Source organism: Rhodococcus sp. MH15, from assembly GCF_019266045.1.
Lineage (GTDB): Bacteria > Actinomycetota > Actinomycetes > Mycobacteriales > Mycobacteriaceae > Rhodococcus_F > Rhodococcus_F qingshengii.
Window position 1 is genome coordinate 659,659 of record NZ_LPNP01000061.1, and the last position, 25,110, is coordinate 684,768.

At 62.9% G+C, this 25,110-nt stretch carries 27 protein-coding genes; 7 read left to right on the forward strand and 20 right to left on the reverse strand.

The window, feature by feature from the left end; genetic code table 11:
• Positions 1-182 precede the first annotated feature (182 nt).
• Positions 183-452: a 30S ribosomal protein S15 gene (gene rpsO, locus ATN37_RS10985; protein ID WP_003942254.1), complete on the reverse strand. Its 270-nt coding sequence runs from the start codon at positions 450-452 to the stop codon at positions 183-185.
• A gap of 157 nt (positions 453-609) precedes the next feature.
• Entirely contained in the window at positions 610-1,590 is a 981-nt protein-coding gene (locus ATN37_RS10990; protein WP_003942148.1) for a bifunctional riboflavin kinase/FAD synthetase, read from the reverse strand.
• A 117-nt stretch (positions 1,591-1,707) separates the two neighbouring features.
• On the opposite strand from ATN37_RS10990, the gene ATN37_RS10995 reads away from it, so the two are divergent.
• Positions 1,708-2,454 carry a metal-dependent transcriptional regulator gene (locus ATN37_RS10995; RefSeq protein WP_058038661.1) on the forward strand — a complete coding sequence of 249 codons (747 nt, stop codon included), beginning with the start codon at positions 1,708-1,710 and terminating at the stop codon, positions 2,452-2,454.
• A 9-nt stretch (positions 2,455-2,463) separates the two neighbouring features.
• Here the strand turns inward: ATN37_RS10995 and ATN37_RS11000 are convergent, their stop codons facing one another.
• The 12 genes from ATN37_RS11000 to rimP form a co-directional block, all read right to left on the reverse strand.
• Complete coding sequence (locus ATN37_RS11000) at positions 2,464-2,940, reverse strand: GNAT family N-acetyltransferase (RefSeq protein WP_218695115.1); 477 nt, start codon at positions 2,938-2,940, stop codon at positions 2,464-2,466.
• Positions 2,937-3,857, reverse strand: coding sequence for a tRNA pseudouridine(55) synthase TruB (gene truB, locus ATN37_RS11005; RefSeq protein WP_058038659.1), 921 nt, complete (start codon positions 3,855-3,857; stop codon positions 2,937-2,939). The genes ATN37_RS11000 and truB overlap by 4 nt, the downstream gene beginning before the upstream one ends.
• Before the next feature lie 24 nt (positions 3,858-3,881).
• Entirely contained in the window at positions 3,882-4,541 is a 660-nt protein-coding gene (locus tag ATN37_RS11010) for a 4'-phosphopantetheinyl transferase (protein ID WP_003942126.1), read from the reverse strand.
• A gap of 13 nt (positions 4,542-4,554) precedes the next feature.
• Entirely contained in the window at positions 4,555-5,478 is a 924-nt protein-coding gene (locus tag ATN37_RS11015; RefSeq protein WP_218695117.1) for a metallophosphoesterase, read from the reverse strand.
• Complete coding sequence (locus ATN37_RS11020) at positions 5,463-6,866, reverse strand: MATE family efflux transporter (protein WP_063316735.1); 1,404 nt, start codon at positions 6,864-6,866, stop codon at positions 5,463-5,465. The genes ATN37_RS11015 and ATN37_RS11020 overlap by 16 nt, the downstream gene beginning before the upstream one ends.
• Before the next feature lie 10 nt (positions 6,867-6,876).
• The gene (locus ATN37_RS11025) at positions 6,877-7,869 is read right to left on the reverse strand and encodes a bifunctional oligoribonuclease/PAP phosphatase NrnA (protein WP_218695119.1); all 993 of its coding nucleotides are present in this window, start codon (positions 7,867-7,869) and stop codon (positions 6,877-6,879) included.
• Positions 7,870-7,881: 12 nt separating this feature from the next.
• On the reverse strand, positions 7,882-8,361 hold the full coding sequence (gene rbfA, locus ATN37_RS11030; protein ID WP_003942248.1) for a 30S ribosome-binding factor RbfA: 480 nt from the start codon (positions 8,359-8,361) through the stop codon (positions 7,882-7,884).
• A gap of 266 nt (positions 8,362-8,627) precedes the next feature.
• Positions 8,628-8,918, reverse strand: coding sequence for a DUF503 domain-containing protein (locus ATN37_RS11035; protein ID WP_003942205.1), 291 nt, complete (start codon positions 8,916-8,918; stop codon positions 8,628-8,630).
• A 113-nt stretch (positions 8,919-9,031) separates the two neighbouring features.
• Entirely contained in the window at positions 9,032-11,965 is a 2,934-nt protein-coding gene (gene infB, locus ATN37_RS11040) for a translation initiation factor IF-2 (RefSeq protein ID WP_218695121.1), read from the reverse strand.
• Positions 11,966-12,073: 108 nt separating this feature from the next.
• Positions 12,074-12,424, reverse strand: a complete 351-nt coding sequence (locus tag ATN37_RS11045; protein ID WP_019748063.1) for a YlxR family protein — start codon at positions 12,422-12,424, stop codon at positions 12,074-12,076.
• Positions 12,425-12,468: 44 nt separating this feature from the next.
• A complete protein-coding gene (nusA, locus tag ATN37_RS11050; RefSeq protein ID WP_003942738.1) occupies positions 12,469-13,500 on the reverse strand; it encodes a transcription termination factor NusA in 1,032 nt (343 codons plus the stop codon).
• The gene (rimP, locus tag ATN37_RS11055) at positions 13,497-14,117 is read right to left on the reverse strand and encodes a ribosome maturation factor RimP (protein ID WP_050655155.1); all 621 of its coding nucleotides are present in this window, start codon (positions 14,115-14,117) and stop codon (positions 13,497-13,499) included. The genes nusA and rimP overlap by 4 nt, the downstream gene beginning before the upstream one ends.
• 271 nt (positions 14,118-14,388) lie before the next feature.
• On the opposite strand from rimP, the gene ATN37_RS11060 reads away from it, so the two are divergent.
• Together ATN37_RS11060 and ATN37_RS11065 are read left to right on the forward strand one after the other, a co-directional pair.
• Positions 14,389-14,838 carry a hypothetical protein gene (locus ATN37_RS11060; RefSeq protein ID WP_042450877.1) on the forward strand — a complete coding sequence of 150 codons (450 nt, stop codon included), beginning with the start codon at positions 14,389-14,391 and terminating at the stop codon, positions 14,836-14,838.
• Complete coding sequence (locus ATN37_RS11065; RefSeq protein ID WP_058038655.1) at positions 14,835-15,290, forward strand: ferritin-like domain-containing protein; 456 nt, start codon at positions 14,835-14,837, stop codon at positions 15,288-15,290. The genes ATN37_RS11060 and ATN37_RS11065 overlap by 4 nt, the downstream gene beginning before the upstream one ends.
• A 51-nt stretch (positions 15,291-15,341) precedes the next feature.
• On the opposite strand, the gene ATN37_RS11070 is transcribed toward ATN37_RS11065, so the two are convergent.
• Positions 15,342-16,766, reverse strand: a complete 1,425-nt coding sequence (locus ATN37_RS11070) for an MFS transporter (protein ID WP_047271367.1) — start codon at positions 16,764-16,766, stop codon at positions 15,342-15,344.
• Between the two features lie 83 nt (positions 16,767-16,849).
• On the opposite strand from ATN37_RS11070, the gene ATN37_RS11075 reads away from it, so the two are divergent.
• The 3 genes from ATN37_RS11075 to ATN37_RS11085 all read left to right on the forward strand — a co-directional run bounded on the left by ATN37_RS11075 (position 16,850) and on the right by ATN37_RS11085 (position 18,906).
• Positions 16,850-17,485, forward strand: a complete 636-nt coding sequence (locus tag ATN37_RS11075) for a TetR/AcrR family transcriptional regulator (RefSeq protein ID WP_003942694.1) — start codon at positions 16,850-16,852, stop codon at positions 17,483-17,485.
• 93 nt (positions 17,486-17,578) lie between these two features.
• Entirely contained in the window at positions 17,579-18,076 is a 498-nt protein-coding gene (locus ATN37_RS11080; RefSeq protein ID WP_007735030.1) for a nuclear transport factor 2 family protein, read from the forward strand.
• The gene (locus ATN37_RS11085) at positions 18,073-18,906 is read left to right on the forward strand and encodes an SDR family NAD(P)-dependent oxidoreductase (protein WP_003942723.1); all 834 of its coding nucleotides are present in this window, start codon (positions 18,073-18,075) and stop codon (positions 18,904-18,906) included. The genes ATN37_RS11080 and ATN37_RS11085 overlap by 4 nt, the downstream gene beginning before the upstream one ends.
• Here ATN37_RS11085 and ATN37_RS11090 read toward each other — a convergent pair.
• Both ATN37_RS11090 and ATN37_RS11095 read right to left on the reverse strand, forming a co-directional pair.
• Positions 18,868-19,824 (reverse strand): DMT family transporter, encoded by a 957-nt coding sequence (locus ATN37_RS11090; RefSeq protein ID WP_007735024.1) that lies wholly within the window; start codon positions 19,822-19,824, stop codon positions 18,868-18,870. The genes ATN37_RS11085 and ATN37_RS11090 overlap by 39 nt on opposite strands.
• A 91-nt stretch (positions 19,825-19,915) precedes the next feature.
• Positions 19,916-21,211 carry an aromatic acid/H+ symport family MFS transporter gene (locus ATN37_RS11095; protein WP_256933204.1) on the reverse strand — a complete coding sequence of 432 codons (1,296 nt, stop codon included), beginning with the start codon at positions 21,209-21,211 and terminating at the stop codon, positions 19,916-19,918.
• A 159-nt stretch (positions 21,212-21,370) separates the two neighbouring features.
• Between ATN37_RS11095 and ATN37_RS11100 the strand changes: the two genes are divergently transcribed.
• A complete protein-coding gene (locus tag ATN37_RS11100) occupies positions 21,371-21,796 on the forward strand; it encodes a pyridoxamine 5'-phosphate oxidase family protein (protein WP_003942732.1) in 426 nt (141 codons plus the stop codon).
• Positions 21,797-21,871: 75 nt separating this feature from the next.
• Here the strand turns inward: ATN37_RS11100 and ATN37_RS11105 are convergent, their stop codons facing one another.
• Genes ATN37_RS11105 through ATN37_RS11115 form a run of 3 tightly spaced genes read right to left on the reverse strand, consistent with a single transcriptional unit; the run spans position 21,872 to position 25,096 of the window.
• Positions 21,872-22,651 (reverse strand): nuclear transport factor 2 family protein, encoded by a 780-nt coding sequence (locus ATN37_RS11105; protein WP_030535621.1) that lies wholly within the window; start codon positions 22,649-22,651, stop codon positions 21,872-21,874.
• Positions 22,648-24,378, reverse strand: coding sequence for an acyl-CoA dehydrogenase family protein (locus ATN37_RS11110; RefSeq protein WP_007735018.1), 1,731 nt, complete (start codon positions 24,376-24,378; stop codon positions 22,648-22,650). Before ATN37_RS11110 ends, ATN37_RS11105 begins: the two co-directional genes overlap by 4 nt.
• A gap of 58 nt (positions 24,379-24,436) precedes the next feature.
• Entirely contained in the window at positions 24,437-25,096 is a 660-nt protein-coding gene (locus ATN37_RS11115; protein WP_003942804.1) for a rhomboid-like protein, read from the reverse strand.
• Positions 25,097-25,110 lie beyond the last annotated feature (14 nt).

Genomic DNA, 25,110 nt, shown 5'->3' on the forward strand with positions numbered 1-25,110 from the left:
ACAACTGCGCCTAGACAACTGCGCCTGGACAACTGTGCATAGCGCCGACAGCGGAAACTGCCTTGCGGCAGCTAACGCCGAAAGCCAGCGAAGCCCAGTATATGCGTGGCTTCGCCGGCTGACGGAGTGTTCGGCAAACCGAAGCATGCCGTGTTGCTTTCGATCAGCGTCGTGAGAAAAATCTAGCGACGCAGGCCGAGACGCTCGATGAGCGTGCGGTAGCGAGCGACGTCAGTCTTTGCCACGTACTTCAGCAGACGACGACGGCGACCGACCATCAAGAGCAGTCCACGACGCGAGTGGTGGTCATGCTTGTGGGTCTTGAGGTGCTCGGTGAGATCGGTGATGCGCTTGGTGAGCATTGCCACCTGAGCTTCAGGCGATCCCGTGTCGGTCTCGTGCAAGCCGTACTCGCCGAGAACGACCTTCTTTTCTTCCGTGGTCAATGCCACTTGATTCACTCCTGTGATGACGTTTGCGTGAAAGGAACTAGATCGGTGCGGCCACCGCAAACCGCAGCACGCACCGAGAGAAGATCCTACCAGCAGCAATGAGGCGCTTTCGCCCACCTGGAGCGAATGTGGCGGCCGCCACTGACACAGGAGCAGCTCAACCGACGCTGCGTTCTGCATCCTCACTCAGAATCCGGCGTGCGCGTTCGACATCTCGGTTCATCGCCGTGATGAGCGACTCGATCGAGTCGAACTTCTCCATACCGCGAATCCGCGAAACCAGGTCGACCGCGACGTGTTGTCCGTACAGGTCTGCTTCGGTGTCGAGAACGTATGCCTCCACGGTTCGGGTCCGGCCCGAGAAGGTCGGATTGGTACCCACAGACACCGCGGCTTGGTATCGGCGACCGGGAACGACGGTTCCGAGTTCCTCGCCGGCACCGAGCACCGTGAACCACGCCGCGTACACGCCGTCGGCCGGAATCGCCGAAAACATCGGCGGTGCAACGTTGGCCGTCGGGAACCCCAACTCGCGTCCACGCTTGTCACCGTGGACGACCACACCTTCGACACGATGTGGACGGCCCAGAGCTTCGGTAGCCGCTTCCATGTCGCCTGCGTCGACGCACGAGCGGATGTAGGTCGACGAGAACGTCACCGCATGCTCGGCGAGCAGCTGGACGCCGTCGACGGCAAAGCCGAAGCGAGCGCCCATTTCACGAAGAAGATCGACATTGCCGAGCGCCTTCTTGCCGAAGGTGAAGTTGTCCCCCACCACGACCTCGGCGACATGTAGACGTTCGACGAGAATCTCGTGGACGTAGCGCTCCGGCGTCAGCTTCATGAAATCAGCGGTGAACGGCATCACGCAGAACACGTCGATGCCCAGATCCTGAGCCAATTCCGCACGCCGTTGCAGCGTCGTCAACTGGGCTGGATGACTACCCGGTCGCACAACCTCCATAGGATGCGGGTCGAACGTCATCAACACGCTCGGAACACCACGTTTGCGGGCAGCGGTAACCGCTCTCGCTATCAATTGGGCATGCCCACGATGCACACCATCGAACACACCGATAGTGAGCACACAACGACCCCAATCGGCCGGAACTTCGTCGAGACCACGCCATCTCAGCACGATTGGCAGCCTACGGGTCCACCGGCGGCGGGTCACGTTCGGACCCGCCCAGCGAATCACCGCTGTGCTGCCGCTCACGTACGGAAGTTCCGGATTTCGTAGCCTAAGCTAAGCGTTGTGGCAGCTCACAAGACCGGAACCTCGGAAGCATCATCGACGTCGGATGGCGACAGCACTTCGGCGCAGGACGCGGCAATCGACACGCTCGCACTCTCGTCGGTGGCCCAGGACTACCTCAAGGTCATCTGGACTATCCAGGAGTGGTCCCACGAGCGGGTTTCCACCAAGCTCCTGTCCGAGAAAATGAGCGTCTCGGCCTCGACGGTGTCCGAGGCGATCCGCAAACTCTCGGACCAGGGCCTGGTCGATCACGCCCGCTACGGATCCATCGCCCTGACCGACAGCGGCCGCGCCGCCGCCGTCTCCATGGTCCGGCGCCACCGGTTGATCGAGACCTATCTGGTTCAGGAACTCGGATACGGCTGGGACGAAGTCCACGACGAGGCCGAAGTCCTCGAACACGCCGTTTCCGATCTGATGATCTCGCGGATGGACGCCAAACTGGGCTTCCCCGAACGTGACCCGCACGGTGATCCCATTCCCGCCACCGACGGTTCGGTGCCGACTCCCCCGGCCCGCCAGCTCAGCGACTTCGCCAACGGTGAGCGGGGCCGCGTTGCCCGGATCTCCGATTCCGATCCCGAAATGCTCCGGTACTTCGATTCCGTCGGCGTCAGTCTCGATGTCGAGATCACCGTCGAGGAGCGCCGCGATTTCGCCGGGACAGTGTCCGTTCGACTCGGCGACAGCCCCGACACCATCGACTTGGGAAGTCCAGTCGCTCAAGCAATTTGGCTCGTCTAGCCGAGGTAGTCAAAGCGGCAGTCGGTATCGGCGTTCCACGGGCCGGACGCCGTCGGTCCGGGTCCAGTCGGCGAGCCTCTCGTCGACGTACACCCACCCTCGACGCTCGTACAGTGCGATCGCCGGCAGAGCGTCGTCGACGACGGCGAGCACCAGTTCCAACCGACTCTCGGCTGCGAAATCCGTCACAGCATCGAGTAGCGCATCGCTGAGGCCGTGTCCACGTGAGCCAGGATGAACGAACAATCGCGACACGGCTGTCGATCCCGCGGTTGTGGGCACACCTGCGACCTCGCTGTCGACGGCCACATGACCGACAACACGACCGTCACTCTCACCGACCCACGCCTTCACCACCGTGGGCGAACTGAGCCAGCGGTGCGGGTTCTGCGGCCACGTGTTCGGATATCCGTCGCACTCGTGGACCTGTGCCAGCGCATCGACGCAACCGTCGAGGTCGCCGTCGACACGCTCGCGGACGATCACCCGCGAAGCGTCGCCGGTCGCACGACCATCACCGAACTGGCGCGTCGACCCTTCTCCTGCAGAAGCGCAATCGTGTGACCGGTGGGATCGATCGCCGCACAGATCCCCTTCATCCCGATCGGCTCGAGCCAGCGCCCCTGGCTGATCGCCTCGGCTTCCTCCGCCGTGATCTGCCGATGCGGAAAAGCCGTCTGCGCGGCCTGATCGATGTCGAGGCTCACACCCGGCTGTTCCGCGAGATCTTCGAGCGTGCGCGCATGTTCGAGAGTGAACGGCCCGACGCGGGTGCGGCGCAGTGCCGTCAAATGACCGCCGACGCCCAATTCACGACCGAGGTCGCGGGCGAGCGAGCGGATGTACGTACCGGACGAGCACTCCACGTCGACGTCCAGATCGACGAATCCTCCCGGGACATCTCGCCGCGCCAGAACCTCGAAAGTCGACACCGTTACCGAGCGAGGCGCGAGTTCGACGGTTTCTCCGGCTCGCACCAGCGCGTGTGCGCGCTGACCGTCGACCTTGATAGCACTCACGCTCGCCGGGATCTGCTTGATGTCTCCGGTCAGCGTGGCCACGATCGCCGCGATCTCCGCGTCCGTCACTTGCGATGCGTCTGTGGAAGTCAGGACCTCACCCTCGGCGTCGTCCGTGTCCGTCGCTGCACCGAGGCGAATGGTCGCCGAATACGCCTTGGTGGTCAGCGCCAGGAGTCCGAGCAACTTGGTCGCACGCTCCACACCGAGAACAAGGACGCCGGTCGCCATGGGATCCAGCGTCCCGGCATGTCCCACTTTGCGGGTGTTCAACAACTTGCGGCACCGAGCGACCACGTCGTGGCTGGTGATACCCGCCTCTTTGTCGACAATCAGAATTCCGGCGCCGACAAGACCGGAGGAAGGCTTTTCACGAGCTGACACGTGTGCCGATTCTGCCAGTCGCGCTCACTGCACCGAAATTGCCGTCAGGATGAGTCCGTCCGACACCAACCACCTGCCGTCGAAAGAGGTGAGCGGCGGACCGGACGTCGCCTCACCGGGGACCAGCAGACGCGAGTTGAAAGTGCCGGACGTTTCCGACTCCGCCTCAAACGTGATGTGGGCGTCCTCGAAACCCAACCAGCGCCCGGTGAGCGGAAACCACGCCTTGTACGTGGCTTCCTTCGCGCAGAAGAGCACTCGATCCCAGTGCACCGGACCGCCGGTTTCCTGAGTGTCCAACCACGTTCGTTCCGCCTCGATGCTGACCGCGGGCAATACCCCGTCCGGCAGCGGGCCGTGCGGTTCGGCGTCGATACCGAGTGAGCGGACCTGCATGGAGTACGCCAGGACAGCGCCGCGGTAGCCGTCGCAATGGGCGAGGCTCCCGACCACTCCCTGCGGCCAGAGCGGCGCACCACGCTCACCGCGCATGACAGCGGCAGACGGAACACCGAGCTTGCCCATCGCCTGACGCGCAAGGTGCCGGGTGGTCACGAACTCACGACGACGCTTCTCGACCGCGCGGCCGATCAACGCCTCCTCACTGGGGTGCGGAACCAGACCGGGCGGATCTACGAAGGCCTCGGCCGTCGCAACTCCACCGGGAAGAATCTGTTCGATCACGTAGCGATACCTCTCAGCGTCCGGCGCGCATGCGCTCGACTTCGGCTTCCTGCTCCGGCGTGACCTTGAAGTGGCCACCCCACTTGTTGAGCGTTCCCGGCGGGTACTCCGGAACGGGAAGAATCTGACGCAACAACTTCTCCGGCAGTCCACGCCGACGCCACTCGCGCGGGTATCCGAGTGAGACTTCCTCGAAGCGGACGCCGTCGTAGTACGTGGTTCGAGGGATGTGCAGGTGCCCGTACACCGAGCACACCGCGTTGTACTTCACGTGCCAGTCGGCGGTCGCGGTGGTTCCGCACCACAGTGCGAACTCCGGATACATGAGTACGTCCGTCGGCTGCCGGACCATCGGGAAATGGTTCACGAGGACGGTTCTTGTGCCTTCGGGAAGCGCATCCAACCGCGCCTGGGTGTACTCGATCCTCGCCCGGCACCACGCGTCGCGCGTCGCATACGGCTGCGGTGAGAGTAGGAACTCGTCGGTGGCGACGACGTTCTTGTCACGCGCGATCTCGAGCCCGTGTTCCTTGTCTCGCGCACCTTCCGGCAGGAAGGAGTAGTCGTAGAGAAGAAACATCGGGACGACCGTGACCGGGCCCCCGTCTCCCTCCCACACCGGGAACGGGTCCTCGGGTGTGATGACGTCGAGTTCGCGGCACATGTTCACCAGGTACTCGTACCGCGGCGCTCCGTGAATCTGAACCGGGTCCTTGGCGGTCGTCCACAGTTCGTGGTTGCCCGGAATCCAGATGACCTTTGCGAATCGGCTGCGAAGGAGCTTCAACGCCCACCGAATGTCGTCAGTTTTCTCGGAAACATCTCCGGCGAGAATGAGCCAGTCGTCAGGCGAATCCGGGAACAGTTCCTCCGTCATCGGCTTGTTGCCGTTGTGACCGACATGAATGTCGCTCACCGCCATCAGCTTTGCTGCCACGATCCCTCTGCTTCCTCAGTTGAACTTCCGCGCTTCGCCGTCGCCGGACCTGTCACTGCCCACTTGCCGGAAAACGCTCGCCACGACACCGCGACCATCCGAAGTACTACGAACACGGTAAGCCCTGCCCAAATTCCGGCGAGCCCCCAGTCGTAGGCGAGAGAGAGCCAGATCGCGGGCAGAAACCCGAGAACTGCGCACAGCATGGTCGCGTTGCGCAGAAACACCACGTCCCCGGCGCCGAGTAGAACACCGTCGAGTGCGAAGACGATTCCCGCCACCGGCATGATCGCGACGAAGAACCACCATGCGATCGACATCTGACCGAGCACCTCGGCGTCGGACGTGAAGAGTCCGGGGATCACGGAGTGGCCGGCGGCGAAGAAGATCGCGAGCACCACGGCAAATACCGTCGACCATGCGGTGATCCGCCAGGTCATCTTTTTCGCCGCGGCTGCGAATCCACCGCCGAGCGCCGCTCCGATCAGCGTCTGAGCTGCGATCGCCAAGGAATCGAGAAGGAGCGAAACCAGGTTCCACAGTTGGAGGACGACTTGGTGTGCACCGACTACAGCCGCACCGAACCTCGACGCCACTGCAGCCGCGGAAACGAAACACGCTTGGAATGCGAGGCTGCGCAGAATCAGGTCACGGCCCATCAGCATCTGCGCCCGCATGATCGCAAAATGTGGTCGAGCCGAAACCGGTTCACGAAAGAGCGCCCAGGCGAACAGCACACCCGAAACACTCTGGCCCACCAGATTCGCCACAGCTGATCCTTCGAGTTCCAGACGCGGAGCACCGAGCAAGCCGTGCACCAGAATCGGACACAACACCGCCGAAATACCCAGGCCGACAAGGACGAACCGCAGCGGTCGCACCGTGTTCTGAACCCCGCGCATCCAGCCGTTGCCGGCCAGGGCCACCAGGATGAGTGGAACACCCAATACCGCTATCCGGAGCCAACTTTCCGCAGCCGCGGCGATGTCGGGAGTCCCGGCCACCGCCGAAGTCAGCGGGCCGGCGATCACCTGCACGATCACGACCAAGGCCAAGCCGATCGCGGCCGCCAGCCAGGTCGCCTGAACACCCTCGCCCACCGCGTCGCGCTCGCGGCCCGCCCCGTGCAGCCGTGCGGCGCGCGCCGTCGTGCCGTACGACAAGAAGGTCAGCTGCGTACTCACCAACGACAGGATCAGACCACCGACTGCCAATCCGGCCAGCGGAAGCGCCCCGAGTCGGCCGACCACGGCGATGTCGAACAACAGATAGAGGGGTTCGGCTGCCAGCACACCGAGTGCCGGAAACGCCAGGGAAAAGATTCGTCGCCCAGTGACGTCGAAATCAGCTGCCGAAGATCCCGCCGAGGTGGCGTCAGATTCGCTCAATGCCGCGGATTCAGCCGAGTGCCGCGACGAGCGCGGCAACAATCTCGTCGCTGGAACTGGTCGACGTGTATCCGGCCGACAGCCGATGTCCGCCGCCACCAAGACTTTCAGCGACCGCCGACACGTCGATCGCCGACTTTGCACGCAACGAGATCGACCAGCTTCCGGAAACCGACTCCTTGAGTACCGCAGCAACTTCGGCTTCCGAAGTGGTTCGCACGATATCGACGACACTCTCGATCTCCTCGGAGCGAAGAGCGCCGATGTCACTGCGTCGGATCACCGCGTACACCAGCCCACGGCCGTCCGCGGCTTCCGGAACCAGCACCGCGGACCCGAGTACCGAAGCCAGCATCGGCAACCACCCGAACGGATGGGTGTCGAGCAGCTTTCGCGCAATCGCGTCGCCGTCGATGCCGGTCGCCAGCAAACGCGCGGCGAGCACGTGCGGAAGCGGACCTCCCCACCGGAAGGAGCCGGTGTCGGTGACCAGTCCGGCATAGAGACAGTGCGCGATATCGCGATCGATCGCGACTCCCCACGCATCGAAGAATCGTGCGATGAGCGCCGTCGTCGAAGCCGCGGCTTCGTCGACGACGTTGATACTTCCGAATTCGGAATTGGAGCGATGGTGATCAAGGACGATCGTGCGATTCGCGCCGCCGAGGCGACTCGCCAACTCACCGAGGCGGCCCTCGCTGCCGACATCCACCGTCACCAGTACATCGACACTTTCCCGAACATCAGTGGGCGCCACGAGCAAGTGGAGACCGGGGAAATCGCGCATCGACTCGGGCAGCGCCGACGGCCGACTGAACGCGACCTGCACCGAAACTCCCCGACGCTCGAGAACGAGACCGAGTGCAAGTCCGCTGCCGATCGTGTCTGCATCCGGTTGCACATGGCAGAGGATTGTCACCGAATGTGCTGCTTCGAGAACCTCGGCCACCTGAGCGAACTTCGCCTCGCAGGGGTCGACGTCCGAAAGTGCGGTGATCGTCATTCTCGGTGCGCGTCAGTCGGCTTCACGAACATCTGGCGACGCCTCGTCTTCGTCCGAAGCCACTCGCGGCTCCTTGTACGGATCTGCATCTCCGGCCGGCTGTGCATTCTCACGCGCCTTGGCGACCTCGTCGTCGGCGGCCTTGGCACGGGCCAGCAGTTCTTCCATATGACGCGCGGTGTCTGGAACGGTATCGGCGACAAACGTCAGAGTCGGTGTGAAGCGAACGCCAGTTCCGGCACCGACCTTCGAGCGGAGAACACCCTTGGCCTTCTCGAGACCTGCGGCGGCGGCTTCCACATCGGGTGCGGAATCGACCTTCTCGCCCATGACTGTGTAGTACACCGTCGCGTCGTGCAGATCGTTGGTGACCTTGGTGTCCGTGATGGTCACGAATGCGAGTCGCGGATCCTTGATCTCGTGATCGATCGCCGTTGCGACGATGGTTCCGATACGCTTTGCCAACTTGCGTGCCCGGGCTGGATCTACCATGACTGTCAGTCTCCTCTACCTGGCCACTCGAATCGAGGTGACTCGATCGATCAAAGTTCTGGTTAACAAGAATTATTACCGACAACAGTCTCGTCCATCGGCTACCCGGCAACCAAATCACCATCGGTAGAGGTCAGTTGTCGCATGTGTCGAGCGTGAGCACAAACACCGCCACAGTTGGTCCCGAAGCCACCGAATCCCTTGCCGACGAACTCGATTCGGTACGCCGTCTGGAAGCGTGGCTCATCGACACCGCCCGATGACGCTCAGTCTTCCGGGCCGAAGATTCGCCTTCGCACAGCCAGCAACTGAATCTCCGGACGCTCGGCGACCGCCCGCTCACAATGATCGAGAACGTCGTGCAGGTGATCGACGGACGAACTGACCACACCGACGCCCACGAGCGCACGACGCAGGCGTCCCTGCTCCCCCGCCTCCGCTGCACTCACACCGAATCGACGGAGTTCCGTCAGGATCGGCGACAGCATCGAACGCTTTTCCTTGAGTGAGTGGACATCGCCGAAAAGGATGTCGAACTCCAGTGCCCCTACAAACATTTTCCCCCTAGACAGAGCCGAATGGACTCTCTCGGACTTGTATGTTCAAGTCCGAGAGAGTCCATGTCAGCTAGTACTCACGTGCGTCCGCCCCAACGCCCGTGTCGACATAATCAGTCGCGCGGCTTCTCGCGAAGCTCGTAGCACTCGAGAACGTCACCGATCTTGATATCGGAATAGGTAACGGTCAAACCACATTCGTAGCCTTCGCGAACCTCGGTAGCGTCTTCCTTCTCCCGCTTGAGCGAGGAGATGGTGACCGTCTCGGCGATGACCTTGCTGTCGCGGATGAGACGTGCCTTGGCGTTGCGACGGATGCTGCCTGAGGTGACCAAGCAACCGGCAATGTTGCCGATCTTGGACGAACGGAACATGGCGCGGATCTCTGCCTTGCCCAGCTCGACCTCTTCGTACACCGGCTTGAGCAGACCCTTGAGTGCCTTCTCGACCTCGTCGATGGCCTGGTAGATCACCGAGTAGTAGCGAATGTCGACGCCCTCGCGGTTCGCCAGCTCCGTTGCCTTGCCTTCGGCGCGGACGTTGAAGCCGATGATGATCGCGTTGGACGCAGCAGCCAGGTTGACGTTGGTCTCCGTGATGCCACCGACACCGCGGTCGATGACGCGCAACTGCACCTCGTCGTCGATCGGAATTCCGAGGAGAGCCTCTTCGAGGGCCTCCACGGTTCCCGAGTTGTCACCCTTGAGGATCAAGTTCAGCTGTGAATGTTCCTTCAGAGCTGCATCGAGATCGTCGAGGCTGATGCGCTTACGACTCTTCGCTGCAAGCGCGTTGCGCTTACGTGCGTTGCGACGGTCCGCGATCTGACGAGCGATACGGTCCTCGTCGACCACGAGCAGGTTGTCGCCTGCACCGGGGACCGACGTGAAGCCGATGACCTGCACCGGACGTGAAGGCAGTGCCTCGTGGACGTCCTGACCGTGCTCGTCCACCATGCGGCGGACGCGGCCGTAAGCATCGCCGGCAACGATCGAGTCGCCGACCCGCAGCGTTCCGCGCTGAATGAGCACGGTAGCGACGGGGCCGCGGCCACGGTCGAGGTGCGCCTCGATGGCAACACCCTGAGCGTCCATGTCCGGGTTGGCGCGCAGATCCAGGGAAGCGTCGGCCGTCAACAGCACTGCTTCGAGCAGTGCGTCGATGTTGAGACCCTGCTTCGCCGAGATGTCGACGAACATGGTGTCTCCGCCGTACTCCTCGGCCACCAGTCCGTACTCGGTGAGCTGCTGCCGGATCTTGTCCGGGTTCGCGCCTTCCTTGTCGATCTTGTTCACCGCGACCACGATCGGCACGTCGGCCGCCTGGGCGTGGTTGATCGCTTCCACCGTCTGCGGCATGACGCCGTCGTCGGCTGCGACAACAAGGATCGCGAGGTCGGTGGCCTTGGCACCACGAGCACGCATGGCCGTGAAGGCCTCGTGACCCGGGGTGTCGATGAACGTCACGAGACGCTCGTTGCCCTCGAGCTCGGTCAGCACCTGGTAGGCACCGATGTGCTGCGTGATGCCGCCGGCTTCGCCCTCACGGACATTCGCCTTACGGATCACGTCGAGCAGACGGGTCTTACCGTGGTCGACGTGGCCCATGACGGTGACCACAGGCGGACGGGACTCGAGGTCCTCTTCTCCGCCGGCGTCCTCGCCGTAGGTGAGGTCGAAGCTGTCGAGCAGCTCGCGGTCCTCGTCCTCCGGGCTGACGACCTGCACGACGTAGTTCATTTCGCCGCCGAGCAGCTCCAGCGTCTCGTCGTTGACCGACTGAGTTGCCGTGACCATCTCACCGAGGTTGAACAACGCCTGCACGAGTGCTGCGGGGTTCGCATCGATCTTGTCCGCGAAGTCCGACAGCGATGCGCCGCGAGCGAGACGGATGGTCTCACCGTTGCCGCGTGGCAGCCTGACGCCGCCGACTGCGGGAGCCTGCATGCTTTCGTACTCGGCGCGCTTCGCCCGCTTCGACTTACGTCCACGGCGAACTGCTCCCCCGGGACGACCGAATGCACCTGCCGCTGCGCCGCGCTGACCGGGACGGCCACCGCCGCCGGGACGACCGCGGAATCCACCGGCCGGAGCTGCTCCACCGGGAGCACCTGCACCAGCACCGGCGCCGGGAGCGCCGCCGCCGCGGTATCCACCGCCGCCGCCGCCCGGACGACCACCGGGAGCGCCACCGGGACGACCCGGACGTCCGCCGCCACCGGGCGCGGGACGAGCGGAACGAGCAGGCATTGCACCCGGGTTCGGGCGAGGAGGCATGGAGCCGGGGCTGGGACGGGGTCCGCCCTGACCTGCAGGCGGACGGGGCCCACCCTGGCCGGGAGCCGGACGGGGACCGCCCTGACCCGGAGCCGGACGAGGTCCACCCTGACCGGGAGCCGGACGGGGACCGCCCTGACCCGGAGCCGGACGAGAACCGCCCTGACCCGCGCCCGGACGCGGTGCGCCGGGAGCCGGACGAGGTGCCGGACGCTCGGCGGGTGCCGAGGAGTACGGGTTGTTACCGACGCGAGGTGCCTTCGGTCCCGGACGCGGTCCGCCGGGCTTCGCGCCGGTGGACGGTGCGGCCGGAGCCGGTGCCGACGCTGCGGGAGCAGCCGGAGCCGGACGTGCCGGCTGTGCTGGTTTCGGAGCGTTGAACGTCGGTGTGGGGACCGGCGCTGACGGTGCTGCCGGAGCAGCGGCTGCGGGAGCCGCGGGGGCTGCCGGGGCCGGAGCTGCGGGAGCAGCCGGTGCGGGTGCGGCCGGCTTGGGGCCGGGACGCGGTGCGCCAGGCTTTGCAGCCGACGGCGACGGTGCGCCGGGCTTTGCCGCGGGGCGAGCCGCCGGAGCGGCTGCGCCGGTCTCGGACTTGGTTTCTGCTCCGCCTGCCGACGGGAATGACTCCCGCAGACGACGGGCGACGGGCGCCTCCACTGTGGATGACGCAGACTTCACGAACTCGCCTTGCTCCTTGAGCGTTGCGAGTAGTTCCTTGCTGGTGACACCGAGTTCTTTAGCCAACTCGTGCACGCGGGCCTTGCCTGCCACTGCTCTCCTCACTGATGAGGTCGAGCAGGAGGCATCCCACAGATGTGGGTCCCGCACGACCTCGGGTTATCGCCGATGGACGTTCATCGTTGGTGCTTCACGGTGTGCTCATGAGTGCTTGTGCCTGTTCTTCTCGAGAGGTACTGCTTTTGTGTGAACTGCGTCGACCAGCTGGTCGACAGCGGACGTGTCCAGATTTCCGGACACTCGCAGTGCTCTGCTGAATGCTCGGCGCCGCTCTGCCAGGCTCAGACAACTCGGATCCAGGTGCAGCCATGCACCTCGACCGGGGAGTCTTCGCGATACGTCGGGGACGAGCGGGGAACCCTCCGGCCCCTGCTCACCAACCACGACCCTCAACAGATCGACAGCCGACCCTTGTTCCCTGCATCCCACACACGTTCTGACCGGCGAACCGGGTTTCACGCGCGCAGAATCCGAGGACTCACGTCGAACCATTGTCCACTCTACCGCCGAACCGTCTCGATCACTGCATTCCACTGTTATCCGTTGGACGTGGCGGGCCGGTCGGACGCGTCGCCAACGGGTGCCGCATCGCTCCGAATGTCGATACGCCAACCCGTCAACCGCGCAGCCAGGCGGGCATTTTGACCCTCTTTTCCGATGGCCAACGAAAGCTGGAAATCGGGCACGATGACACGGGCCGCACGAGCCTCGGGATCGACGACAGTGACGGAGACCACTTTCGACGGGGAAAGTGCGTTGCCCACAAACGTCGCGGGATCTTCGTCGAAGTCGATGATGTCGATCTTCTCCCCCGCGAGTTCGCTCATGACGTTGCGGACGCGCTGACCCATCGGGCCGATGCATGCACCCTTTGCGTTGAGCCCCTGCACACGTGAGGCAACGGCGATCTTGGAACGATGTCCCGCTTCGCGCGCGACGTTGATGATCTCGACGCTGCCGTCCGCGATCTCTGGAACCTCGAGTGCGAACAACTTGCGAACCAGGTTCGGGTGGGTCCGCGAGAGGGTGATCTGTGGGCCGCGGGCTCCGCGAGCAACTCCGACGACGTAGCACTTGATTCGCTCACCGTGCTCGTAGTTCTCGCCGGGAACCTGTTCTGCAGGCGGCAACAATCCCTCGGCGCCATTGGATTCGCTGCCGATTCGGACGACGACCATTCCGCGGGAATTCGCACGCGTGTCACGCTGAATGACACCACCGACGATTTCACCCTCATGGGTCGAGAACTCACCGAAACTGCGCTCGTGCTCGGCGTCGCGCAGACGCTGCAGGATGACCTGGCGTGCGGTGGTCGCCGCGATGCGTCCGAATCCCTCGGGAGTGTCGTCCCACTCCTCACCGATCATGTTGCCGTCGGCATCGGTGTCGTGCGCCATCACTCGCACCGAACCGGTCTTGATGTTGACATCGATCCGAGCGTTCTGCTTGTGCCCCTCGGTGTGGCGGTACGCCGTCAGCAGCGCGGTCTGGATCGTGGCGATCACAGTTTCGATCGAGACACCTTTTTCGGCTTCGATCGCTCGCAACGCTGCAATGTCGATATTCACTTGTCGAACCCTTCTTCGTTTTCTACGTCTTCTAATTCTGCTTCGTCGTCTTCGACACTGTCCACGCCCGAGTCCTCGGTGAGGTCAACCGCATCCGAAGGAACTGCGCGCCCCTCCGGGATGCCGCCCGCGAGTTCCAACTCCGCCTCACTGGGCTTCGAGAACTCCACCTGAACTACAGCCTTTTGAACGTCGCCCAGTGCAATCTCGCGCACGGTCAGTCCGCCACGGCCACCGATGACAACTGCCACGGAATCGTCGTTCATCGTTCCGATACGGCCCACCACGGTCTCGCCGGCCAGATCGATTCGCGCTTTACGTCCGCGAGCCCGACGCCAGTGACGATCGAGCGTCAGTGGGCGGTCAATTCCCGGGGAGGTCACCTCGAGGGTGTACGGCGTTTCACCGATTTCCTCGAGGGTGTCGAAAAGTTCCGAAACGAGTCTGCTGATCTCCGCGGCGGCATCGAGCTCGATCCCGGCATCGCTGTCGACCATGATGCGCACCGCGCTGTGCTTGCCCGCACTGGTCACGACAACGTCGTCGACGTCATAACCCTGGGCGTGCACGAGTTCGGAGATCAGCTCGATCACCCTCTCCCTGGATGGCACCGGCATCTCGCGAACTCCTCATTTCAGTTGTCGTCGATTGTCCGACTTGTGTCGACTGTCGACGTGGGCGGCTGCGAGCATGAAAAGACACCAGGTGCCACATGCTGCAAGCATCCAAGAGTACCGCTCATTGCACGTCTCCGTGACCAGAGTGCCCGACGCACGTCACACTTGAACACGTGCCGCGGATTCGAACGATCGGCCGACCACCTGGCACGATGGACTGGTGCTGACGCCCATGACTACTACCCCACTCTCCCGGCGGAGTGCGCTCAAGATGACGGGAACAGCAGCGTTGGGCGCTGCTGCCTTCTCGTTGTCCGCCTGCACCGACAACGGCACAGCGGAGGCGGCTGCAGAAGTCGACCAGCTGACGGCCCAGGCCGATCGAGCCCGCTCCGACGCGGCAGCCGCAACCGCCGCCATCGCACTCGCACCGGACAAGTCGGCATCACTGACCACGATCAGCGCCGAACGCACAGCGCACGCACTCGAACTCGACGCCGAGATTGCGCGAGCAGCGGGCAGCGGCGCCGCTACGACCACAGCGCCCCCGTCGACCTCGGTCGCAAACGCTCCTACGGGCGTCGAAACCTTGAGTACCTCGCTGGCCGATTCGGCGCGCAGTGCCGCGGATCTCGCTCGGACGATGTCCGGCTATCGCGCGGGCCTGCTCGGTTCGATCAGCGCGTCGTGCTCGACTCAGGTAGCGGTGTTGCTTCCGTGATCATTTCGCACACCCGTCGATCCGAGAGTTCTGCCTTGCTGACCGCAATCGAATCAGAGAATGCCGCGATCTTCGCTTACGGAGTGGTTGCCGCGTTTTCGAATCCTGCCCGTGTCAACGAGGTTGCCACGCACACAGCAGCGCACCGCGCGCGACGTGATGCGCTGGTTGCCCTGTCGACCGACGCGGGCGTGACCCCGCCGACAGCCGCGGCAGCGTACGAGATCCCGTTTCCGGTGACGGACGCCGTTACCGCGGCACAACTGGCAGCACAGATCGAATCCGACACCGCCGTGACCTACCGGGCATTCGTCGAACAGGTCGATACCGACCAACTCCGCACGTTCGGAATCGACGGCCTGACCGATGCGGCTATCCGCGGTGCCGGATGGCGGTCCGCGCTGGGAACCGCTCCGGCCACCTCAGCGTTCCCGGGGGACCCGACTTCGTAACTGCTGTGCGCCTTTATTAACCGCCGGCGGTTAATAAAGGCGCACAGCGGCTCAGGCCTTGCGATGCGAGGGCACGAACCACGCCGCGACAACCGCAACCAATACGAAGCAACCGCCGACGCGCAGTGCAGGTGTCAGCGCATCTCCGTAACCGAGGGGCGTGAGGGCACCGCCGGCGGCAAGGAAGACCGCAGTGAGAACCGCGATTCCCAGTGCAACACCGATCTCACGAAGCGTCGAGTTGGTCGAACTGGCCGTTCCGTGATCAGGCTCGTCCATATCGACGAGTACCGCCGTCGAGCTCGGCGCGAAGGTCAGGCCCATGCCGATTCCCGCCATCAGTAGAGCCGGAACCAGCGACCCGTACGTCACGTCGGGACCGATCAACGCTGCCAACCAGAACAATGCTCCGGCCTGGAGCAACAGACCGGTCAGCAGAAGCGAACGGAGCCCGACCTTCGGCGCCAGAAAACCGGCGAGAGGCGCGAAGATCATCGGCGCTGCCGTCCACGGAAGCGTCCGCAGGCCTGCTTGGAACGGGCTGTAGCCCATCACGATCTGGAGGTACTGCGACAGCAGGAACACCGCCCCGAAGATTCCGATCGAGAAGGTCAAGCCGATGACGTTCGCCATCGAGAAGCTGCGTGAGCGGAACAGACGTAGGGGCATGACCGGATGCGAGGTCTTCATCTCGCGAAGCACGAACAGTGCCAACGCGACTGCGGAACCGACCAACGACGCAACTACTCCAAGCGACCCCCAGCCCTCGTCGTTGCCGTGAACGATCCCCCACACCGCCAGGAACACACCGAGTCCGGCGAGTGCGACACCGGGAAGGTCGAGAGGCTGTGTGCGACCGGTCGATTCACGCAACGCATACAACGCGAGAGGAACAGCGACGATCGCAACCGGCACGTTGATCCAGAAGATCCCCTGCCACGAGAACCCGTCGACTACCGCTCCACCGACCACGGGACCCATCGCGATCCCCAGGCCGGAGACGCCACCCCACACGCCGATTGCCATGGCACGCTTGGCTTCCGGTACCGCTGCCACGAGGAGAGTGAGTGAGAGCGGCATGATCGCGGCAGCGCCGGCGCCCTGAAAGGCTCGGGCCGCGATGAGCAGGCTTGGTGTCGTCGACAACGCCGAAGCAATCGACGCCGCCGTGAACAGCCCGATCCCGAACACGAACATCTTGCGGCGCCCCCACCGATCGCCGAGCGTCGTCGCCGAAAGCATCAGCGTCGCAAAGCAGAGCGTGTACGCATTCATGAACCACTGAAGTTGCCCGACGGACGCATTCAGCTCCTTCTCGATCACCGGCAGCGCGCTCGTCATCACGAGGTTGTCGAGGGTGGCCATGAACATGGGCAGAGAGGCAGCAACCATCGCTATCGCGATCGGAACCTTACGTCCTCCACTGCTTTCCGACCCGGATGCGGCGTCCGATCCGGACTTCGTCAAAACGGTCATCGTGATTCCTCGAGTGAAGGTGCCTTAAGGCATCGGATGATTACTTAAGTCGAAACTAAGCTATCCGGTGATAACGTGTCAACATGTCGATCGGTGCAGCTGAACCACGTACCCGCAGGATGAGCGCACCGGAACGTCGCGCGTTGGTCCTTGCCGCGGCAACGCGAGCTTTCGCAAAGGGTGGATACTCGGGGACCAGTACGGACGCCGTCGCCAAGGAAGCCGGTGTCTCGCAGCCCTACGTCGTGCGTATGTTCGGAACCAAGGCAGATTTGTTCCACGCAGTGTTCACGCGCGCGCTCGACGAAATCGTCCGCACCTTCAACGACAAATTGGATACGGTCACGATCGATCCGAGCAATCCGCAGTTCTGGGCCGAACTCGGATCCGCCTACGGCGAGCTGGTTCTCGACCGAGATCTACTGCTTGTCATGTTGCACGGCTTCGCCACCAGCACCGATGATGTCGCCGCCGTCTCCCGGAACGCCATGTCCGGCATCTACACCTTGCTGCGCGAGCGCACCGGTTGCACACCCGAGCAAGCGCGTTTGTTCATCGCGAACGGGATGCTGATCAACAATCTGCTCGCAATGATGGCGCCCGAACACGCCGAAGAAGATCCAGCCCTCGGCGAGCTCTGGGGCAGCGTCTTCAGCGACTCGACTGCGATCACGCTCACCGGCGACGAATCCTCGAGCGAAACCGACACCGATTCCTGACCGGTCACTGGGAAAAACTACACACATGTGACTGAGGACACCCTACAGTCGATCCGACATGTCTCCGGGAAACCCAGACGAAAAGGACCGACGTTGGATCTCGCACAACGCCTCGACGCGCTCGAACAGATCGAGGAAATCAAGAAGCTCAAGCACGGCTACTGGCGAGCATGTGATGCCAAGGATCCAGTTGGGTTCCGCAACAGCTTCATCCGTTCCGGAGCGTCGATCGACTACGGCCGCCTCGGCGCCTTCGACGACGCGGGGCCGATGGCGGACATCTTCGAGAAGATCGCTCTTCGCAAGGTCGACGGCCGGTACGCGGTCCTCGACATGCATCACGGATTGCATCCCGACATCACACTGACCTCGGAGACGTCGGCGGTGGGGCGATGGGCTCTGCAGTTCCGCCAGATCGACACCGTCGGGCGCACCGAGAAGTTGATGACCGGCGAATACGACGACAAGTACGTGATCGAGGACGGTATGTGGAAAATGAGTCAATGCCATTTCACGGAGACGTGGTCGATCACCACTCCCCTTTCCCCGGACGCTGACATCGCCGAGGGTTCGTTGGGTGGGCCGCGATGACGACGAACGGAAAAGTTGCGCTCGTAACCGGTGCCAGCCGGAGCGTCGGCAAGGGCATTGCCCTCGCGCTGGGAAGCGACGGATGGACGGTGTACGTGACGGCCCGAGGAACCGTCGGCGACGACGGCCCACTCGATCGCACCGCAGCCGAGATCACCGAGCGCGGTGGTCACGGCATTGCCGTGCAGTGCGATCACGCCGACGATCAACAGATCGTCGACCTGTTTGCACGCATCGCCGAGGAACAGTCAGGCCGCCTCGATCTTCTGGTCAACAACGTCTGGGCAAACCCGGCGGGTTATGCAGGCTTCGCCGATCCGTTCTGGAAGAGGCCGATCGACGATTGGGATTCGCTGATCGGAATCGGACTGCGCGCCCACTACGTTGCTTCGGTGGAAGCGGCGAAGTTGATGGTTCCCCGGGGCAGTGGAGTGATCGGCAACATCTCGTCGTTCGGCACCCGCGGGTACCTGCACTCTGTGCTGTACGGGATGTCGAAGGCAGGTTTGGACAAGATGGCCGCGGACATGGCTGTCGAATTGAAGGGGACCGGCGTCACCGCACTTTCCTTCTGGCTCGGGTTGATCCGCAACGAGCGGATGGAGGCGAGTGGGATCGAGAGCTTCGAAGGCTTCTCACTGGCCGAGGCCGAAACCCCGGAATTCGTCGGCCAAGTCATCACTGCATTGGCCAACGATCCAGAAGTGAACGCGCGCAGCGGTCACACACTGATCACCGCCGAGACGGCCGTCGAGTACGGAATCACCGACGCCAACGGGAAACAACCGGCGTCACACCGCAGTGCCTTCGGTGGCGGCCCGCTTTTCTGATTCATCAGTAGCAGTGGTCGCGTCGCGTGCCGGCACAGCACGCGGCGCTGCCACTCGCGCCTTCAGGGCAAGCCAGGCACACCCGATGACGACGACACCGCCGGCCACGATCGAGGGTGACAACGTCTCACCGAGTATCAGCGCCGACCAGGCAATGCTGAGCACCGGTTGAACCAACTGTGTTTGGCTCACAGTGGAAATGGGACCGATCGCCAGACCCCGGTACCAAGGAAAGAACCCGAGAAACATACTCACGCATCCCAGGTAGGCAAACGAAAGCCACGAATTCACATCGGCAGAGACCGGAGCCTGGGCCATGGACGCCACCGTCAACGCAATCGTGACCGGCAGTCCGAGAATCAATGCCCAGGCAATCGTCTGCCACGACCCGATCTCGCGGGCCAGCAACGCACCTTCCGAATATGCCAGCGCTGCACACACCACCGCGGCGAACAGAAGAAGATCAGCGAGATGAAACGAGCCGAGTCCGCCGTTTGCAATCGCCACGAACCCTACGACCGATACCGCGCCGGCGGCGCTTGCCCACCAGAATCCCTTACTGGGACGCTCTTTTCCTCGGACGACCGCAAATACCGCGGTCGCAGCGGGAAGTAGCCCGATCACGACTGCCGCGTGACTCGCCGGCGATGTCTGCAACGCAAACGTGGTGAACAGTGAAAACCCCAGTACCGCACCAACAGTCACGAGTGCGATGCGCAACCACTGCCGAAGCGTCGGAAGCGTCGCGCGAGTAACCGACAGCATCACAATCGCAAGGGCCCCGGCAACGACAGCGCGGCCCGCACCGACGAACAGGGGGTCGAGATCCGCGACGGCGACCCTCGTGAGCGGAACGGTGAACGAGAACGCCAGCACACCGAGCAAGCCCCACCACAAACCGGATCGAGACGATGGCATCGGTAGCGGTTCCTGCGGCGAGACGATAGCGCTACTCTTAATACTCATGTTTTACGATAGCAGTAGCACGCCAACCAGCAAAACTGGTATTTCAGGTGCGCACCCGTGTGCAGGAGATCGAAATTGCTCCGAGCAGTCCGACGAGCGCGAAAGCGTAGAAGCCCCACGGCACGGCGTAACCCGCACCCAGGAGGACTCCGCCCAGGATCGGGCCACAGATCGCACCGACCCGGCCGACACCTGCCGACCATCCGAGCGCGGTCGCGCGAATCTGAGGTGGGTGATTGGCGCTCGTGAAGGCGTAGACCAGTACCTGCGCACTGAACACGAAGCATCCGGCGAGGAAGACCATCACGTAGATTCCGAACGACACCTTCACACTCAGAAGCGCCAGGAACAGTGCAGCTCCGGCGAACCACACGATGGCTGCAGTCCGCGGTCCGATCTTGTTCGCGACGCCCCCGGCGATCAAGAGTCCGACGACGGCGCCGGCATTGAGGATCAGAAGGAACGTCAACGACGCCCCGAGGTTGTAACCGGCCTCACGCATGATCGTCGGAAGCCACGTGTTCAATCCGTAGACGAGCAGCAAGCCCATGAAACTGGTGATCCAGATGGCGATGCTGTTGCGCAGGAACTTCGAAGAGAACAGTGCGCGAACGGGATTGGCGGCTTCGGCGCGCTCAACTTCGGACGTGAGCGCAATCTCGAGTTCGACTCCGTAACGGGCAGCGATTTCCTCGGCTTCGGCACGCTTTCCGTGAGCGAGAAGGTACGACGGGGATTCCGGCAGATACCGCAACATGAGTGGAATCAGGGCGACGGCAGGAAGTGCGCCGACAACGAACATCGCTCGCCAACCGAAAGGTTCGATCACGACGAGCGCCAGCGCTGCGGTGGCAACGGCGCCGACGTGGTAGCCGGTCATCAGCATGGTCGACGCAGATCCACCGCCTTGTTTCTTCGAGAATTCGTTGACCAGAGCCAATGCCGTCGGTAGGGCGCCACCCAGCCCCACACCGGCAAAGAAGCGCAGCAGCCCGAAGATGAACGGATTGGGCGCAATTGCGCACAACAGAGTCAGAATCGAGAATGCGGCAACGGCGTACAGCAGCGCGCGGCGTCGACCGATGACGTCGGTGAGAGTGCCGATGACGAGGGCGCCGATGGTCATGCCGATGAGCCCGAAGGTCGAGATCATCGTGATCGTGCCGGTACTCAAACCCCACGCGTCGTAGTCGAGAAGCGAAGGAATGACCGCGCCGAGTACGACCAGGTCGAATCCGTCCAGAAGCACAGCGATCCAACACAACGGTGCTACCCACATTGCGGCACGCGCCCCAGGCGAACCGGTGATTGAACTCGACTGCGTATGCGGTGCGGTCATCGGATCCTCGACATTCACTGCTTGTGGGCGTTCGCGACCGGTTGGGATCCAGTAGTTCGGATCGAAACGTGTTCGCATTGCGAACGCCTGTTCATAATGAGCACATCGATTGTGTACGGAGTCACAACGCCATGTCAAACGTCGCGGTAATCTCGAGGAATGGCACTCTCCGAAAATGAGCGTGAACAGTTCCTGGCCGAACCCCACATCGGGGCGCTGTCCGTGGCGGACGGCACCGAGCGCGGTCCGTTGACCGTCCCGATCTGGTACCTGTACTCACCCGGTGGCAAACCATGGATCCTCACGGGCAAGGATTCGCGAAAGGCACGACTCATCGAGTCGGCCGGGCATTTCTCGTTGATGGCCGAAAGGCTCGATCCGACAATCCGTTACGTCAGCGTCAGCGGATCCGTCGACAAGATCGTTCCGGGCACCGACGAGATGCTGGTCGAAGTCTCGCGGCGTTACCTGGCTCCGGACAAGGTCGACGGGTATCTCGAATTCGCGCGATCGCAGTTGGGCGAACAGGTAGCGATCTACATGAATCCGCAGCACTGGCTGTCTGCGGATCTCGGGGCGATCTGACAATTCTCAGAAAAGCGAAGGCTCGGCGCGCCGGAGTGGCGCGCCGAGCCTGACCTGCATGTGGAGGGCTCTATGTCAGCTCTCGGTGAAGAAACGCACCCGATTGAGTCGATGACCGCTCGCCTCGAAGCCGAATAATGCGATGGCCGGTTCCCCGCACACGATGACGCTCGCCGTCACGGTGCGACCGGCAACCAGCATCTTGCTCTTCGTCACGCCGGTGAGCAGAGCGTTGACATCAGCGTTGGACAACTGCGTCCCCGCCGGAAGCTCGACGGGTACCGGCGGCGTTCGGCCGACAGCGGCCGCATCGAGGAACCGCGACGCTGCCTTCTTGCCTTTGTCTCCGACGCCGAAGATGCCGCGCGAGAACCCGAGCGCCCCGCCGATCCCCTGGTTCGAGAGCAACTGCGGCGTCAACTTCGCGGCCGCCTTCACCCCCGCCACACCAGCAGTCGCGAGCTGGCTCAACATCGTCGCCAATTCCCAATGCGCGTAGAGGGTTCCGATCCGCAAGGAATCGGGCTCCCCCACCAAGTCGTAGCGCAAGTGCATCGGAACGTCGAGAACGACTCCGGTCGACATCTCGGTAGCGAGGCTCAGATCGCGCCACACCGTCCGGCCGCACACGATGTCGCGCTCGACATGGAAGGTGATCGAATTGGGGGCGATGAACGTGTCGTAGAAACTCTCGATCGCCGCCTGACCGTTGTGCGGACGTGAACCTACAGGGTCGTTGACCTGTCCGTCGCCGGCAAACAGGGCCACCCAGGTCGAGCGGTCATGCGCGCCGACGGCTTTCGGGGATCCCTCCACGACGGCCATCAACTGCTCGCGCGTCACCGGCGCGGTCATGCGCGCATCTCGTATGCACCGTCGTACGCCTTGACCTGCTGCCACACCCGGTCGAAGCGTTCACTGTCGACAACAGGCTTCCGCACCGCGGCCAGGGCCCACTTCTGCTGCTCGGGTGTCGACGACGGCTTTCCGTGCAGTGCGATCGCGTATCCCGAGAAGTCACGAATCTGGAAGTCGAAGATCTGATCGACAACGTCGGCGTCGAGCCCGCTGATCTCGGCCTGTTCGAGAATCAGATGACCGTAGACGACGAGAGAGAACAGGTGCCCGACGTTGAGCATGAAATCGAGATCCTTCTGCTGCTGTGCGTCCGGCGCTGCAGCAGTGAGCAATTCGGTGAGCGCGATCGCCTGCTCGTAAAAACGGGCGACGTTCGGAATCGAAGAGTGCTTCTCGTAGACGGGCTTCCACTCGTGGAACTGAATCTTCGCAGCGCCGCGGGTAGGCCCCTGGTTCCAGAAGAACTCATCGTCGGCGGCGTCGTCGCGCGTGACGATCTCCGGGAACTGCGCCGAGTTGAACAGATAGTTCGGCAAGAACTTGAGAATCAGGCCGACGTTGACGTGGACGGTGCCCTCGAGCTTGGGCAGCGTGCCGATCATCTGCGCTGCCTCGCGGAAGTACGTGGACTTCTCGTATCCCTTGGCTGCGATCACATCGTGCAGCAACCCGACCACCTTCTCACCTTCGGAGGTGACCTTGGCCTTGGTCATGGGATTGAACAGCAGGTAGCGACGGTCCTCGAGGCTGGCGCTGCGGAAGTAGTCGACCGCCCGCGCACTGAACTGCTTCATCGCGATCAGACGTGAGTACGCGTCGACGAAGGCGGCGCGAACGTGGGCAAAATCCGTGACGGGATTGCCGTACAGAATTCGATTCTGCGCGTGAGTGATTGCCTCGAAGAACGCATGCTCGGTGATGCCGATGGAGCCGGTGCAGAGGTTGAACTTTCCGACGTTGACCGTGTTGAGCGCGGCCTCGAATGCGGCGACGCCGGTGTGCAGAATGTCTTCCTCGCGCACCGGGTAATCGTCGAGGCGGAAATTGCTGACATACATCTGCCCGCGCAGGACGTTGTCCACGAGCTGATAGTTCGGATGTGCACTGTCGGCGACAAAGAACACGTAGCCTTCGGGGCCCTCGACGTCGGTACGACGCCCGAACACAGACACCATTCCGGCTACGTTGCCGTTTCCGATGTAGTACTTCTCGCCGCTCGCGCGGAAGGCGACGTCGCCGTCGGTGGGAGTGAGGAGCATGTCGGTGGAGTACACGTCGGCGCCGTGGTCGCGCTCGGACAGCCCGAACGCCATGACACCACCGTCGGCAAGTTCCTGCGCTGCACGCTTCTTCGCAGCGTCGTTGTCACTCATCCAGATCGGTCCGAGTCCGAGGATCGTGACCTGCCAGGCGTACCAGTAAGCGAGTCCGTAAAAACCGAAGATCTCACTCAAGGCCGCGTTGCGGGCACCGTCCCAACGACGGTTCTCGTCACCGTCGGCGAATGCCGCCGGAGTCTGGAACGTCGCGAACAACTTCTCCTTGCCGACGAATTCGAGAAAGTCGGAGACCCACACGGCGTCGAGGTCGTCCTGAAGCAGTTGCTTCTTACCGCGGCTCTCGAACCATTCGATGGTGGCTCGCAGCAAACGGCGGGTCTCCGGATCGAACTGAGCGGGGTCGTAAGTATGGGGGTTGAAGAGCAATCCATCGGTGCCAGACACGTCATTACCTTTCGTCGATGACGCTAAACTACCAGCGGGTAACTTTCCGCGGTGCGATTCATGGAAGACCTGCGATTCTTCGCGAATGCCACAGGTCCATCGGATTCCACGTGCCGGCCCGAGCGCGCGTGATCGGGTAGCACGCCAACCCGAGCAACAACGCAGACATGTGGCCGATGGCGGTGAAATTGGTGGCGAAAATCAGAGGTACACCATAGAAGAGCAGCAACCCCGCGAGATAGACGTATCGCCACGGATCGACGATTCGATATACCAGAATCCCCATGACGCCGGCCAGACCGTAACTCACACCCACGTCGAGAGTGTTGACCGCCGACTCCGCCACGTATCCGTGCCGAATACCTTCGTACAGAACACCTTCGCTGATGTACGTGGCTCCGACGTGGGCGATGACGACAACACACAACCACCGCCACGTCCCGAGCCAACGCTCAGCCGTTGCATGAAAGATGGTGAAGAGAACCAGGTATCCCAACCAACCGCCACCTTCGAGCCAGAAGGCACTCGAGAACAGGACTCGTAGCGGGTCTTCGGCCAGGTGATGCAGATTGGTCGAGCGCTTGCCGAGAAAACGCTCCTCGACATTGTCAGGCAGATGCCGCAGGAACAGTGTGGTGAACAGCAGGGCCAGCAACCAGACGTAGGTACCGGGAGCACTGCGCACCCATCGCCATGCCGCCTTTGCTGCCCCCAGCATCCTCACCGCTTCGA

What these genes read in the sequence shown, in the direction of transcription:
- ATN37_RS11025 (WP_218695119.1), bottom strand. Translation starts at nt 7,869, where the DNA reads ATGACGATCACCGCACTTTCGGACGTCGACCCCTGCGAGGCGAAGTTC.
- rbfA (WP_003942248.1), bottom strand. Translation starts at nt 8,361, where the DNA reads ATGGTAGATCCAGCCCGGGCACGCAAGTTGGCAAAGCGTATCGGAACC.
- ATN37_RS11035 (WP_003942205.1), bottom strand. Translation starts at nt 8,918, where the DNA reads ATGTTTGTAGGGGCACTGGAGTTCGACATCCTTTTCGGCGATGTCCAC.
- ATN37_RS11045 (WP_019748063.1), bottom strand. Translation starts at nt 12,424, where the DNA reads ATGGTTCGACGTGAGTCCTCGGATTCTGCGCGCGTGAAACCCGGTTCG.
- rimP (WP_050655155.1), bottom strand. Translation starts at nt 14,117, where the DNA reads ATGCCGGTGCCATCCAGGGAGAGGGTGATCGAGCTGATCTCCGAACTC.
- ATN37_RS11060 (WP_042450877.1), top strand. Translation starts at nt 14,389, where the DNA reads ATGACGGGAACAGCAGCGTTGGGCGCTGCTGCCTTCTCGTTGTCCGCC.
- ATN37_RS11070 (WP_047271367.1), bottom strand. Translation starts at nt 16,766, where the DNA reads ATGACCGTTTTGACGAAGTCCGGATCGGACGCCGCATCCGGGTCGGAA.
- ATN37_RS11075 (WP_003942694.1), top strand. Translation starts at nt 16,850, where the DNA reads ATGTCGATCGGTGCAGCTGAACCACGTACCCGCAGGATGAGCGCACCG.
- ATN37_RS11085 (WP_003942723.1), top strand. Translation starts at nt 18,073, where the DNA reads ATGACGACGAACGGAAAAGTTGCGCTCGTAACCGGTGCCAGCCGGAGC.
- ATN37_RS11090 (WP_007735024.1), bottom strand. Translation starts at nt 19,824, where the DNA reads ATGCCATCGTCTCGATCCGGTTTGTGGTGGGGCTTGCTCGGTGTGCTG.
- ATN37_RS11095 (WP_256933204.1), bottom strand. Translation starts at nt 21,211, where the DNA reads ATGACCGCACCGCATACGCAGTCGAGTTCAATCACCGGTTCGCCTGGG.
- ATN37_RS11100 (WP_003942732.1), top strand. Translation starts at nt 21,371, where the DNA reads ATGGCACTCTCCGAAAATGAGCGTGAACAGTTCCTGGCCGAACCCCAC.
- ATN37_RS11105 (WP_030535621.1), bottom strand. Translation starts at nt 22,651, where the DNA reads ATGACCGCGCCGGTGACGCGCGAGCAGTTGATGGCCGTCGTGGAGGGA.
- ATN37_RS11115 (WP_003942804.1), bottom strand. Translation starts at nt 25,096, where the DNA reads ATGCTGGGGGCAGCAAAGGCGGCATGGCGATGGGTGCGCAGTGCTCCC.